The 12924-nt window shown below is 63.9% G+C and carries 12 protein-coding genes; 2 read left to right on the top strand and 10 right to left on the bottom strand.

What is annotated here, in order from left to right; translation table 11 throughout:
• Positions 1–8: 8 nt before the first annotated feature.
• The 3 genes from ku to AWB72_RS14270 all read right to left on the bottom strand — a co-directional run bounded on the left by ku (position 9) and on the right by AWB72_RS14270 (position 2885).
• The gene (gene ku, locus AWB72_RS14280) at positions 9–914 is read right to left on the bottom strand and encodes a non-homologous end joining protein Ku (RefSeq protein ID WP_040048405.1); all 906 of its coding nucleotides are present in this window, start codon (positions 912–914) and stop codon (positions 9–11) included.
• Between the two features lie 236 nt (positions 915–1150).
• Entirely contained in the window at positions 1151–1705 is a 555-nt protein-coding gene (locus AWB72_RS14275) for a DUF6013 family protein (protein ID WP_040048404.1), read from the bottom strand.
• A gap of 163 nt (positions 1706–1868) precedes the next feature.
• Positions 1869–2885 carry a zinc-binding alcohol dehydrogenase family protein gene (locus tag AWB72_RS14270; protein WP_040048569.1) on the bottom strand — a complete coding sequence of 339 codons (1017 nt, stop codon included), beginning with the start codon at positions 2883–2885 and terminating at the stop codon, positions 1869–1871.
• A 106-nt stretch (positions 2886–2991) separates the two neighbouring features.
• Here AWB72_RS14270 and AWB72_RS14265 point away from each other — a divergent pair, with 106 nt between their 5' ends.
• Both AWB72_RS14265 and serB read left to right on the top strand, forming a co-directional pair.
• A complete protein-coding gene (locus AWB72_RS14265) occupies positions 2992–3945 on the top strand; it encodes a LysR family transcriptional regulator (RefSeq protein ID WP_040048403.1) in 954 nt (317 codons plus the stop codon).
• 141 nt (positions 3946–4086) lie between these two features.
• On the top strand, positions 4087–4926 hold the full coding sequence (gene serB / locus AWB72_RS14260; RefSeq protein WP_040048402.1) for a phosphoserine phosphatase SerB: 840 nt from the start codon (positions 4087–4089) through the stop codon (positions 4924–4926).
• A gap of 18 nt (positions 4927–4944) precedes the next feature.
• Here the strand turns inward: serB and AWB72_RS14255 are convergent, their stop codons facing one another.
• The 7 genes from AWB72_RS14255 to AWB72_RS14225 form a co-directional block, all read right to left on the bottom strand.
• The gene (locus AWB72_RS14255; RefSeq protein WP_040048401.1) at positions 4945–6138 is read right to left on the bottom strand and encodes a cystathionine beta-lyase; all 1194 of its coding nucleotides are present in this window, start codon (positions 6136–6138) and stop codon (positions 4945–4947) included.
• Positions 6139–6223: 85 nt separating this feature from the next.
• Entirely contained in the window at positions 6224–6892 is a 669-nt protein-coding gene (locus AWB72_RS14250; RefSeq protein WP_244285633.1) for a hypothetical protein, read from the bottom strand.
• A gap of 22 nt (positions 6893–6914) precedes the next feature.
• Entirely contained in the window at positions 6915–8099 is a 1185-nt protein-coding gene (bktB, locus tag AWB72_RS14245) for a beta-ketothiolase BktB (RefSeq protein ID WP_040048400.1), read from the bottom strand.
• A 28-nt stretch (positions 8100–8127) separates the two neighbouring features.
• Positions 8128–9072, bottom strand: coding sequence for a sugar kinase (locus AWB72_RS14240; protein WP_040048399.1), 945 nt, complete (start codon positions 9070–9072; stop codon positions 8128–8130).
• Between the two features lie 3 nt (positions 9073–9075).
• Positions 9076–10413 (bottom strand): 30S ribosomal protein S12 methylthiotransferase RimO, encoded by a 1338-nt coding sequence (gene rimO / locus AWB72_RS14235; RefSeq protein WP_052449640.1) that lies wholly within the window; start codon positions 10411–10413, stop codon positions 9076–9078.
• A gap of 864 nt (positions 10414–11277) precedes the next feature.
• Complete coding sequence (phaR, locus tag AWB72_RS14230; RefSeq protein ID WP_040048397.1) at positions 11278–11853, bottom strand: polyhydroxyalkanoate synthesis repressor PhaR; 576 nt, start codon at positions 11851–11853, stop codon at positions 11278–11280.
• A 160-nt stretch (positions 11854–12013) separates the two neighbouring features.
• The gene (locus tag AWB72_RS14225; RefSeq protein WP_040048396.1) at positions 12014–12754 is read right to left on the bottom strand and encodes a 3-ketoacyl-ACP reductase; all 741 of its coding nucleotides are present in this window, start codon (positions 12752–12754) and stop codon (positions 12014–12016) included.
• Between the last annotated feature and the right edge of the window lie 170 nt (positions 12755–12924).

Raw genomic sequence — 12924 nt, 5'->3', positions numbered from 1 at the left:
CTGCGCGATCAAGCGCGCTTGCGACGCGCCGTCTTACGGGCCGGGCGCGCGGGTTCTTCGGCGGCGTCATCGCCCGCATCGGCCTTCGATGGCGATGCCTTGCCGCTCTTCGTCGCGCCGCCGCTCTTCAGGCTGCGCTTGAGCAGCTCGGAAAGATCGAGTATGTCGGCGCTCGCCTTCTCTTCGCCGCCTTCCTCGAACTTCATCACTTCGGCGATCTTGCCTTCCTTCACCTTCTGATCGACGAGTTTCATGATGTCGTCGCGGAACGTATCGTGATACTTCGTCGGGTCCCACGAGTCGCTCATGTCGTCGATGAGGCGCTTCGCCATATCCAGTTCTTTCGACGTGACGCCGGCCTTCTTCGTGTCCTCGTCGGGAAACTTGAATTCGGTGAAATCGCGCACTTCATCGCCCCAGCGCAACGTGTTGAGCGCGAGCGCGGGACCCACGGGAATCAGCGCGGCGAGATGCTGCTTGTTGTGCAGCACGACGCTCGCAATGCCGACCTTGCCGGTGTCCTTCAACGCATCGCGCAGAAGCGCATAGACCTTCTCGCCCTTGCGATCGGGCGTGAGGTAGTACGGCGTGTCGAGCGAGAGGAACGAGATTTCGGGAGCATCGACGAAGGAAAGAATATCGACCGTTTGCGTCGATTCGGGATTGGCCGCGCGGATCTCGGCGTCGGTCATCACGACGTATTTGCCCTTCTCATATTCGAAGCCGCGCACGATGTTGTCGCGCGTGACGTCCTTGCCGGTGTTCTTGTTGATCTGCTTGTAGCCGATGGGATCCATCGAGCGCTTGTCGAGCAGATTGAAGCCGACTTTCTCCGACTGCGTCGCCGGATAGAGTTGCACAGGCACGTGGACCAGCCCGAAGCTGATCGCGCCTTTCCAAATCATGTGCGGCATCGCGATTACCTCGCTATCGGAATGGTCGATGGTGCGCCGGGGCGCCGATGCGGCGCATTGCGCATGGTGAGGCGCCGCAGGAAGCGTGCCATGTACGTGCGTGGCTGCTGGCACGTGAGCATCGGCGTTTCAACGCGCGGCGTCGAAGCAATGTGGCGAGAAAAATCGACCGTTAGTTGCGTTCTGGCGCGAGACGCAAGCGCGCCGTCCGGTCCTTGCTGGAAGAAAACGGTGCGCTACTTGCGGCTAGCCGTGACGGTCAGTTGCGTGCCGTCATCGAGCGTGACGGTTTTCTTCGAGCCGGTGGAAGTGGGCATGGAGAAACGGACGATCTGGCTCACGTGATTGTCGGCGGGGCATTGCAGCGTCTTGCCGCCCACCGTGACTTTGCTCGTGCCCTTCGGCGCATACGCACGAAAACTGATCTGCACGTTCGCCACGCCGTTATCCGCGACGACCGGCGCAAAGCGGATCTGCACCTGTCGCACGGCCATTCCTTCCGCGCTGCGCGGCACCGATCCGACTTGCGGGCACCCGTCCGGCACCGGCTGCGCCCCGCTCGGAGCCGAGCCTTGCCAGGTGAAGTCGTCGGTCTGGCCGGAGCGGATCGTGCGCGTTTCCTGCTCGTTGCCGAAGTTCTTCGACGCCATCTTGACCGTGTACTTGATCGGGCCGTCGTTGGGCGCTTCGGAGAGAACCTTGATGCCGGGCGTCGCATGCGCCGTCGCGAGCACGCTCGTCGCGAGAACGGCTGCGATGGCGTGGCGGCCTGCGTTCGAACGTCGATTCATCCGGCACCTCCGTGATAAGCACTCGATGAAGATCCGGCGAAACGCACGCCGGATCGGCTTAAGGCGGAGTCAGTCTAGCGCCGCGCGTGCCCGGCCTTCGTCATGGAAAACCCGAGGCGGGCACGCGGCAAAACAAAGCAGCCGATCGTTTCGGAAGCCCGTTTCAGAAGCCGGTGAGAACGAGCTTGCCGATTGCGCGCCCTTCTTCCAGAAGCCGATGCGCCTCGCGCAAATTGGCCGCATCGATCTTGCCGATGTTCTTGCCGAGCGTCGTGCGGATCGTGCCTGCGTCGATCAGCCGCGCCACTTCGGACAGCAGCTTGTGCTGCTCGATCATGTCGGGCGTCTGGAACATCGCGCGCGTGAACATGAATTCCCAATGGAACGCGGCGCTCTTCGCCTTCAGAAGATCGATCGCGAGCGGCCGCGCGTTCTCGACGATCGTGCAAATGGCGCCCTGCGGCTTCACGACTTCGGCGGCGGCGGGGAAATGCTTGTCGGTGTCGTTGAAGATCAGCACGTAATCGACCTGGCCGATGCCCGCGTCCTTCAGTTGCTTCGGGATATCGTCGAAGTGATTGACGATGCGGTCCGCCCCCAGCTCCGTCGCCCATTTCGCCGATTCGGGCCGCGACGCGGTCGCGATCACATGCAGCTTCGCGACCTGCTTCGCGAGTTGGATGCCGATGGACCCGACCCCGCCCGCGCCGCCGACGATCAGCATGGTCTTGCCCGCGTCCTTGCCTTCGGCCGAGACCTTCAGGCGGTCGAAGAGCGCTTCCCACGCGGTGATGGTCGTGAGCGGCAACGCCGCCGCGTGCGTGAAATCGAGCGACTTCGGCTTCGCGCCGACAATGCGCTCGTCGATCAGATGGAATTCGCTGTTCGCGCCCTGACGCGTGATGTCGCCCGCGTAGTAGACGGCATCGCCCGCCTTGAAGAGCGTGACGTCCGGGCCGACCGCCTCGACGACGCCCGCCGCGTCCCAGCCGAGCACGCGCGGCGTTTCCTCGACCTTGTCCTTCGGCGCGCGCACTTTCGTGTCGACGGGATTCACGGCGATCGCTTCCACTTTCACGAGCAGGTCGCGGCCCGTGGGCGTCGGTTTGTCCAGTTCGATATCGACGAGCGATTCGGGATTCGAAATCGGAAGATAGCGCGTCAGGCCGATGGCTTTCATGAGTAGCTCCTTGTAGCAATACGTGAACGATGCGCGCATCTTAACTTGCATGCGGTATGCAAAAAACCGCGATAATCGTGGAAACATTTTTCGGAAAATCCATCGAATGACGGGCGACATCCTGGCGGCCGACGCGCGAGACAGACTCGATCTTCTCGACGTGGCGCTCTTCGTGCGAGCCGCGGCGCTCGCGAATCTGTCGTCGGCGGCGCGGGAATTCGGCTTGTCGCCGGCGGTGGCGAGCGCGCGCATCGCGGGACTGGAGCGGATGCTGGGCGCGCGGCTCCTGCATCGGACGACGCGGCGCGTGAGCGTCACGCAGGAAGGCGAAATCTTCGCGGCGCACGCGCGCGGTCTGCTCGATGCAGCGGAAGCGGCGCGCGCATCGGTCGGGCGGGCGCTCGAAGAGCCGCACGGACGGCTGCGCGTGACGATGCCGTCATCGCTCGGGCGGCAGCACATTTCGCCGCTGATCCCCGACTTCCTGCGACGGTATCCCGGCGTTTCCGTGGATCTGCGCATGACCGATCAGATCGTCGATCTCGTCGATGAAGGGATCGATCTTGCGATCCGCATCGGCGCGCTGAAGGATTCGACGCTCATCGCGCGCAAGCTCGCGAGCAATCGCCGCGTGCTGTGCGCGTCGCCGGCCTATCTGGAGCAGCACGGCACGCCGCGGCATCCCGCCGATCTCGCGCATCATGAATGCGTGATTCTCGCGGACCAGCGCGACTGGGGTTTCGTCACGCCGACGGGCGTCATGGAAGTGCGCGTGTCGGGCCGGCTCGTGACCGACAACGGCGAAGTGCTGCGCGATGCGCTCGCGGCCGGCATCGGCATCGGACTGAAATCGACGTGGAGCGTCGCGCCGCTGCTGGCGAGCGGCGAACTCGTGACCGTGCTGGATGACTATCCGCTCGCGCAGACCGTCGCGATCTGGGCGGTGTATCCGAGCCGCGCGTTCGTGCCGCCGAAGACGCTGGCGTTCATCGAATTCCTCGCGGAACGGTTCGGCGAGCCGCCTTATTGGGACTTGGCACCGGAGCGGGTGCAGCGCTAGCCGCTTGGCATTTTGCATGCGGCACGCTGCATGATGCATGCAAAATGCAACCCGCCACGCCGCGAGCGATCTCAAAAAGTCACACCGCGCCCCGTACAATAGCCGTTTCCCGCGCACTCACCGCACACCGCACCGCCTTCGATGAACCTCGTCATTCAAAGCCCCGCCCCGATCTCCGATGCGCACGTCAAGCCGCTCGCCGCCCTCGCCCGCTCCCGCGAAACGGCGCACATCGACGATACGCTGCTGCGCTTCATCGACGCCGATCCGCTGCAACGGCCCGACATCGATGCTTATTGCGGCACACATGCGCTCGACTACGCGTTCGTGGAACCGCAGTCGCAGCTTTCGGATTTCGGCCTCGTCGCGATGGACATGGATTCGACGCTCATCACCATCGAATGCATCGACGAAATTGCGGATTTCTGCGGCCTGAAAGCGGAAGTCGCGGCGATCACGGAAGCGGCGATGCGCGGCGAAATCAAGGACTTCAACGAAAGCCTGACGCGCCGCGTCGCGCTGCTCGAAGGTCTGGACGCGAGCGCGCTCGAACGCGTCTACGAGGAACGCCTGCGTCTTTCGCCCGGCGCCGAGCGCATGCTCGAAGGCGCCCGCGCCGCCGGTCTGAAGACACTGCTCGTTTCCGGCGGATTCACGTTTTTCACCGAGCGGCTGAAGGCGCGGCTCGGCATCGACTACACGCGTGCGAACACGCTCGAAATCCTCGATGGCAAGCTGACGGGCAAGGTCGTCGGCGAAATTGTGAATGCGGAGGTCAAGGCGCGCACGCTGCGCGAGACGTGCGAGAAGATCGGCATCGACCCGCAGCGCGCCATTGCAATGGGCGACGGCTCGAACGACCTGAAAATGATGGCCGAAGCGGGATTGTCGGTGGCGTTTCGCGCGAAGCCGGTCGTGCGTCAGGCCGCGAGCGTCGCGTTCAATTTCGTGGGACTGGACGGGCTGCTGCGCTTGTTCTGACGCAACCCGTCCGGGCGCTCAGCCGAGCGCCTTGACGAGCGCGGCTTCGATATCCGCGCGCAGATCGGCCTCGTCTTCCAGGCCGATATACAGGCGCACCAGCACGCCCTCATGCGGCCACTGCGACGCGGTGCGCATCGAGCGAACGTTGTACGGCATCGCGAGGCTGTGCGCGCCGCCCCAGCTCCAGCCGATCGCGAACAGTTGCAGCGATTCCACGAACGCATCGACTTGAGCCGCGGTGTACCGGGCATCGAATACGATCGAGAACAAACCGCCCGCGCCGCCCGCGAAATCCCGCTCATAGAACGCATGGCCGGGACAATCTTCGATAGCCGGATGCAGCACCGCCGATACCTCCGGCCGCGTCTTCAGCCACCGCGCGAGCGCGAGCGCCGAGCGGTCGTGCGCCTCGTAGCGCAATTTCATCGACGGCAGGCTGCGCAGCACGAGCGATGCATCATCGGCCGAGACGCCCACGCCCAGCCGCATCCGCGCGCGCTTGAGCTTCTTGTGCAGCTCGGCATCGCGTGTGATGGTCGCGCCCATCAGGATGTCGCTGCCGCCCGACTGATACTTCGTCAGCGCCTGCACCGAAATGTCGACGCCATGGTCGAACGGCTTGAACGCGAGCCCGGCGGAGTACGTGTTGTCGATGGCCGTCACGATGCCGCGCGCACGCGCAACCGCGACGATGGCCGGCACGTCCTGCACTTCCATCGTGACCGAGCCCGGCGCTTCGAGCCAGATGAGCTTCGTGTTCGGACGGATCGAATCGGCGATGCCCGCGCCCACCATCGGATCGTAATAGCTCACTTCCAGCCCGAAGTCGGCGGCGAGCCAGTCCGCGTGCTCGCGATTCGGCGAGTACGCGTTGTCCGGAATCAGCACGTGATCGCCCGCCTTGACGAGCCCGAAGTACACATTCGAGATCGCCGCAAGACCGGACGGCTGCAACAGCGCGTATTCGCCGCCTTCGATCGCGGCCAGGCGTTGCGCGAGCGCGATCGTCGTCGGCGTGCCGTGCAGGCCGTAGCGCCACTTGGAATCGTCGCTCCAGACGAGCGCGCGCATGGTCGCGAGATCGGGAAACACGACCGTCGATGCGCGCGCCACCGGCACCGCGAACGACTCGAAGCCGGGCGTGATGCGGTCTTCTGGCTGCACGATGCGGGTTTGCAGGTCGCGGTCCTGGCTGCTGGAATCGGTCATGACGGGGAAACGATGGTGATGAATGGAGAGCAAAAAGACAGGCGCCGCCCGCGTTTCCGGCGGCGCCCGTTCGCATGAAAGACGCCTATTCGCCGATGATCACGTTGGTCGTGCCGCCGACCGCGTTCGGACGCGGCGCAGGCGGCGGCGCGGGTTCGAGCGAAGGCGCGGGACTGCGGAGCGCAGCGCCCGCAGCAGGCAAAGGCGGCAGCTTCGCGCCGGCGACGGCGGGCCGCAGTTCGAACGGCTGCGCGTTGGAATCGTCCGGGTCCATGCGCTCGCCGGACACGCTGCCGTCCGCCTCGAATTTGCCGACCCAGTTGCCCGTGATATGCGTGCCGTCGTTCGACTCCTCGATTTCGAGCGTCTCGCCGTCACGGTCGCCGGCGACGAGAATCACCGACGGACTGCCCGCGAAGCGGTATTCGCCATGCACGCCGGAAGGCTCGTCGGTTTTCGCGCCGAGCTTCATCTCGATCTGCCTGCCGCCGAGCGTGCCGACATAGCGCGGAAAGCGCGCGTACTCCGGATTCGGCGCGAGCGGCTTTTGCGGCGGCAGCGCAAGCGTGCGGATGGCTTCGTCCGCGCCGTGAGACTCGCCCTCCGGGACGACGCCGCTTCCGCTGCTTCCACTATTCGACGACGTATCCGGCGGCATCGGCGAGTTGCAGCCCGCGAGCGCGAACATCGCCGATGCCGCCGCCATGATCGTCAGCCGGGTCGACACTACGCGGCGCTTCCTTGCTTCTTTCATGCTTCCTTCCTTCGATACCACTTCAAATGCGCTCGAAGATCGCCGCGATGCCCTGACCGCCGCCGATGCACATCGTCACCAGCGCGTAGCGCCCGCCGATGCGTTGCAGTTCGTAGAGCGCCTTCACCGTGATGAGCGCGCCCGTCGCGCCGATCGGATGGCCGAGCGAAATGCCCGAGCCGTTCGGATTGACCTTCGCGGGATCGAGCTTCAATTGCTGCATGACGGCGCACGCTTGCGCGGCGAAGGCTTCGTTGGCTTCGATCACGTCGAGATCGTCGACGGTGAGGCCCGCGCGCTCCAGCACCTTCTGCGTCGCCGGCACGGGGCCGATGCCCATGATTTTCGGATCGACGCCCGCATGCGCGTAAGCGACGAGGCGCGCGAGCGGCTGCAGGCCGCGCTTCTCCGCGACACCGCGCTCCATCAGCACGACGGCCGCCGCGGCGTCGTTGATGCCCGACGCGTTGCCCGCCGTCACCGTGCCGTTCTCCTTCGCGAAGACGGGCCTGAGCTTCGCGAAATCGTCCGGCGTCGCATTCATGCGCACGTGCTCGTCGCGGTCGAAGACGGTGTCGCCCTTCTTCGATGCGAGCGTGATCGGCAGAATCTGTTCCTTGAAATAGCCGGCTTCGATCGCTTTCGCCGCGCGCCGGTGCGATTCCAGCGCGAGCGCGTCCTGCGCTTCGCGCGTGATGCCGTACTTGTTCGCGACGTTCTCGGCGGTCACGCCCATGTGAATCTTGTCGAAGGGATCGTTGAGCGCGCCGAGCATCATGTCGACGATGCGCGTGTCGCCCATGCGCTGTCCGAAGCGCGCGGCGGGCATCACGTAGGGCGCGCGGCTCATGCTTTCCGCGCCGCCGCCGATGGCGATGTCCGCGTCGCCCAGCAGAATGGACTGCGACGCCGACACGATGGCCTGCAAACCCGAGCCGCACAGGCGGTTGACCGTGAGCGCGGGCGCGTCCTGCGTCACGCCGCCTTCCAGCGCGGCGACGCGCGCAAGATACATGTCGCGCGGCTCGGTCTGGATCACGTTGCCGAACACGACATGGCCGACTTCATCGCCCGTCACGCGCGCCCGCGAAAGCGCCTCGCGCACGACGCGCGCGCCGAGATCGCTCGGCGTGAAATCCTTCAGCGCGCCGCCGAAATCGCCGATTGCCGTGCGCACGCCGCTTGCCACCACCACTTCGCGCTTCATGTCGTCTCCTTTGTTGTGCTCGTTCAGGTTATTCGCCGAGCGCCCGCTCGACCGTCGCCCGGTCTGGAATGGGCGCGACCGCGCCGAAGCCTCGCGTCGATAATGCCGCCGCCACGTTCGCGTAGCGCGCGGCGGTGAAGGGATCGTCGCCCGCGACAATGCGCGCGATGAACGCGCCGCCGAAGCAATCGCCCGCGCCGGTGGCATCGACCGCATTGACGACGCGCCCCGGCACCACGCGACGCTCGTCGGGCGTCGCGATATACGCGCCTTCCTTGCCGAGCTTCAGCGCGACGATTTTGGGGCCGAGCGCGAGCAGCGCGTCGACGATGGCGTCCTTGTCGTCGTGGCCGGTGAGCACGGTGACGTCGTCGTAACTTGGCAGGCAGATGTCGGTCGCGCGAATGGCTTCGAGCATTACCGCGCGGGCGCGCGCAAGCGGCCACAGCTTCAGGCGCAGGTTCGTGTCGAAGCTCACTTTGACGCCGTGCCGGCGCGCGTGGTCGATGGCGGCGAACGCGGCATCGCACGCGGACACGCTGATTGCGAGACTGATGCCGGACAGATGCACGACCTTCGCGTTCGCGATCAGATCGAGCGGCACATCCGACGGCGCATAGCGGCTCGCCGCCGATCCCGCGCGCAAATAGTCGAAGCGATGCCCGCTCTCGCCGTGCGAGACGAAATAGACGCCGGTGGGCGCGTGTTGATCGACCCGCACCGCCGATGTATCGACGTTTTCCGCGCGCCATAGATCGAGCAGCAACTGCCCGAACTGATCGTTGCCGACGGCGGACACGAAGCCCGTCGCCGCGCCCTGCCGTGCCGCCGCGATCAGAAAGTTGGAGACATCGCCGCCGAAGCCTTGCAGATAAGCCGGTTCATTGCGCGTTGACTGATTGAACTCGATCATCGCCTCGCCGAGCGCGAGAATGTGCGGGTTCAGCGGGTTCAGCGGGTTCAGCGGCGTCATCGTTCAGACCTCGCCCCAGAGATCGTGGCCGTCGGCGCCGGTGATCTTGACCGAGACGAAATCGCCGGCCTTGTAGCGCTTGGACGCCTTCGTGGGCGGCGCGATATACACGACGCCGTCGATTTCCGGCGCATCCGCCGCTGTCCGGCCGACGCCGCCTTCGGCGCTGACTTCATCGACGAGCACTTTCAGCGTCTTGCCGACCTTCTTCTTCATGCGCTTCGCCGACAGCTCCTCGGCCAGTTCCATGAAGCGCGCGCGGCGTTCCTCGCGCACTTCGTCGGGCAGCGCGCCGTCGAGTTCGTTGGCGCTCGCGCCTTCGACCGGCGAGTACGCGAAGCAGCCGACGCGGTCGAGATCCGCTTCCGCGATGAAATCGAGCAGCGTCTGGAACTGCTCTTCGGTTTCGCCCGGGAAGCCGGCGATGAACGTGCTGCGGATCGTCAGATCGGGACACATCGCGCGCCACGCCTTCACGCGTTCGAGCACCTTCTCGGCGTTGGCCGGGCGCTTCATGCGCTTGAGCACTTCGGGATGCGCGTGCTGGAACGGCACGTCGAGATACGGCAGGACGTGGCCTTTGAGCGCGCCATCGGCCATCATCGGGATGACTTCATCGACGCTCGGATACGGATACACGTAATGCAGCCGCACCCACGCGCCGTATTGCGCGGCGAGTTCGCCGAGCGCGCCGACGAGTTCGGTCATGCGCGTCTTGAGCGGCTTGCCGTTCCAGAAGCCGGTGCGGTATTTGACATCGACGCCGTACGCGCTCGTGTCCTGCGAGATGACGAGCAGTTCCTTCACGCCGGACTTGAAGAGATTCTCGGCTTCGAGCATGACTTCGGCGATGGGGCGCGAAACGAGATCGCCGCGCATCGACGGGATGATGCAGAACGAGCAGCGATGGTTGCAGCCTTCCGAAATCTTGAGATACGCGTAGTGGCGCGGCGTGAGCTTGATGCCGGCGGGCGGGACGAGATCGACGAACGGATCGTGCGGCTTCGGCAGATGCGTGTGCACTGCGTTCATCACTTCGTTGGTCGCGTGCGGACCGGTGACGGCGAGCACTTTCGGATGCACTTCTTCGATGAGGCCGGTGCCGCTCGCGCTTTTTTTCGCGCCGAGGCAGCCGGTGACGATGACTTTGCCGTTTTCGCTGAGCGCTTCGCCGATGGCGTCGAGGCTTTCCTGCACGGCTTCGTCGATGAAGCCGCACGTGTTGACGACGACGAGGTCGGCGCCGTCATAGCTGCCGGAGATTTCGTAACCTTCGGCGCGCAATTGGGTGATGATTTGCTCGGAATCGACCAGGGCTTTCGGGCAGCCGAGGCTGACCATACCGATCTTTGGCGCTGGCGCCGCGCTGGCGGTGGATTTTGCTGGAGTATTCACGGGGACATCCGGGATGGGCACGGTTGCAACCGTGCTCGTGCCTTGCCGCTGGGTCGCGGCGAATTTGCTATTTTAACCGGAATGGGGTTGGCGGCTTTCTTTGCGAGTGCTCTTGCGCCCGCACACCGGGCTCTTGTGCTGAACTTGTTTTCGCGTCGGTCAATTAGCTCGCCCCTCCCCGGGGCGGGGGTCACTTTCTTTGCTGCTGCAAAGAAAGTAACCAAAGAAAGCAGCTTTTTCGCCCCCGGTTCATGTTCACGTTGCACTCCGTAGAACCACATTGGCACTCAGCTTGACACAGCCTTGAATCACCTTCCGCGCCCGCTGACGACTAACGTCCTCCGAGCCCCTCGGCTCGACAAAACCCTCGGGACACCACGCGTCACGCAAAGCGCAACTTCCCCGACAGCATTCACGCTCACACGGCGAGCCTACGTGGCTCCGAGCGAACTTGACCCTTTGTCGTCCCGGATTGCTTTGGGCCGTTCTCACGCGTTGCGCTGGCGTTTCGTGTTGCGCCTTGCGCCCTGTCGGTTTTGGCGAGCCGAGGGGCTCGCATGACGTGGCGCTCAGCGGGCGCGGAGGGTGATTCAAGGCTGTGTCAAGCTGAGTGCCAATCTGGTTCTACAAAGTGACCAGACATTCAGTGCTTCGGGCCAGAAAGCTGCTTTCTTTGGTTACTTTCTTTGCAGCAGCAAAGAAAGTGACCCCCGCCCCGGGGAGGGGCGCACTAATAGACCGACGCGAATAAAAAGCAACCGCAAAAAAACCGAACGAAAAGCATCCCCCGAAGGGAAAGAAAGCGCTTGCTTACTTCTTCTCGCCAGAAGAAGTCCCCTGTCCGGGAAATGGAAACGTATTGAACATCGTCTTCGCCTGATTCTGCATCTGCTCCTGCATCTGCACGAACATGTTCTTCGACTGCTCGATATAGCTCGTCATCATGCCCTGCATCATCGGGGCCTGCATGTTCATGAATTGCGACCAGACTTCCGGATTCAGCGCGTTGCCGTCGTAGATGCCCTTGCTCTGTTCGGACAGCTTCTGCTGGATATCGATGAACGCCTGTATGTTCTTTTCCAGGTACGTGCCCATCATGCCCTGCATCGCATGACCGTAAAAACGGATGATCTGCGAAAGCATCACCGACGAAAACATCGGCAAGCCGCCGCTCTCTTCCTCCAGAATGATCTGCAACAGGATGCTGCGCGTCAGGTCGTCGTTGGACTTGGCGTCGAGCACCTTGAAGTCTTCCTGATCGAGCACGAGCTGCTTCACATCCGACAACGTGATGTACGTGCTCGTCTCCGTGTCATACAACCGCCGGTTCGGATATTTTTTTATGAGTCGCTCGGCGGATTTCTTTGTAGTCGTAGGGGTGGTCATTGAACGCCTTTAAACGCAAGACTTTACTGCGGTGGCAGCAAGCATGTCTTGCGTTGTCGCAAAAAAGCGTTGCTGCCGGGTCGCCGCATCATTGATATATCCGGCAAGCAGAGGCCGTCCGGACAGGCGCCCCGGGCGCCCATCCGACAGCCGCCGCCCGTCAGCCCATGTGCAAGCCGCCATTGAGCGAGAAGTCCGCGCCCGTGGCAAAACCCGATTCCTCCGAGGCCAGCCACGCAACAATCGAACCGATTTCATCCGGCGTGCCGAGACGCCGGACGGGGATGGTCGCCACGATCTTCTCCAGCACTTCAGGGCGAATCGACTTCACCATGTCCGTGCCGATATAGCCCGGCGACACCGTGTTCACCGTCACGCCCTTGGTCGCCACTTCCTGCGCGAGCGCCATCGTGAAGCCGTGAATGCCGGCCTTCGCCGTCGAATAGTTCGTCTGCCCGAACTGTCCCTTCTGCCCGTTTACCGACGAAATATTGATGATGCGCCCGAAGCCGCGCTCCACCATGCCGTCGATCACCTGCTTCGTCACGTTGAAGAGACTCGTCAGGTTCGTGTCGATGACCGCCGTCCAGTCTTCGTGCGTCATCTTGCGAAACACCACGTCGCGCGTGATGCCCGCGTTGTTCACGAGCACGTCGATCTCGCCGACTTCGGCCTTGACCTTGTCGAACGCGTTCTTGGTCGATTCCCAGTCGCCGACATTGCCTTCCGACGCGATGAAGTCGAAACCGAGCGCCTTCTGATCTTCGAGCCATTTCACGCGACGCGGCGAATTCGGGCCGCAGCCCGCGACGACGGTGAAGCCGTCCTTATGCAGACGCTGGCAAATGCTCGTACCGATGCCGCCCATCCCGCCCGTTACATACGCTATGCGCTTCGTCATTCCCGACTCCCTTTTCGTTATGCGGGCCGCGCCCCTCCGCGCCGCCCGCTTGCCCCTGTGCCGTTCCGTGTCCCTGCCCGTGCTGCCGGCGCGACGCTCGCCGCGCCTTACGGACGCTCGAGCGCCAGCGCGACGCCCATGCCGCCGCCGATGCACAGCGACGCCAGGCC

The organism is Caballeronia concitans, from assembly GCF_001544615.1.
Taxonomy (GTDB): Bacteria; Pseudomonadota; Gammaproteobacteria; order Burkholderiales; family Burkholderiaceae; genus Caballeronia; species Caballeronia concitans.
This window is presented reverse-complemented; position numbering and strand designations above follow the sequence as displayed.

Coding starts and splice junctions, on each gene's coding strand:
- phaR (WP_040048397.1), bottom strand. CDS start 11,853: ATGACCACCCCTACGACTACAAAGAAATCCGCCGAGCGACTCATAAAA.
- AWB72_RS14275 (WP_040048404.1), bottom strand. CDS start 1,705: ATGAATCGACGTTCGAACGCAGGCCGCCACGCCATCGCAGCCGTTCTC.
- rimO (WP_052449640.1), bottom strand. CDS start 10,413: ATGGTCAGCCTCGGCTGCCCGAAAGCCCTGGTCGATTCCGAGCAAATC.
- serB (WP_040048402.1), top strand. CDS start 4,087: ATGAACCTCGTCATTCAAAGCCCCGCCCCGATCTCCGATGCGCACGTC.
- AWB72_RS14270 (WP_040048569.1), bottom strand. CDS start 2,885: ATGAAAGCCATCGGCCTGACGCGCTATCTTCCGATTTCGAATCCCGAA.
- AWB72_RS14250 (WP_244285633.1), bottom strand. CDS start 6,892: ATGAAAGAAGCAAGGAAGCGCCGCGTAGTGTCGACCCGGCTGACGATC.
- AWB72_RS14225 (WP_040048396.1), bottom strand. CDS start 12,754: ATGACGAAGCGCATAGCGTATGTAACGGGCGGGATGGGCGGCATCGGT.
- AWB72_RS14240 (WP_040048399.1), bottom strand. CDS start 9,072: ATGACGCCGCTGAACCCGCTGAACCCGCTGAACCCGCACATTCTCGCG.
- AWB72_RS14255 (WP_040048401.1), bottom strand. CDS start 6,138: ATGACCGATTCCAGCAGCCAGGACCGCGACCTGCAAACCCGCATCGTG.
- ku (WP_040048405.1), bottom strand. CDS start 914: ATGCCGCACATGATTTGGAAAGGCGCGATCAGCTTCGGGCTGGTCCAC.
- bktB (WP_040048400.1), bottom strand. CDS start 8,099: ATGAAGCGCGAAGTGGTGGTGGCAAGCGGCGTGCGCACGGCAATCGGC.
- AWB72_RS14265 (WP_040048403.1), top strand. CDS start 2,992: ATGACGGGCGACATCCTGGCGGCCGACGCGCGAGACAGACTCGATCTT.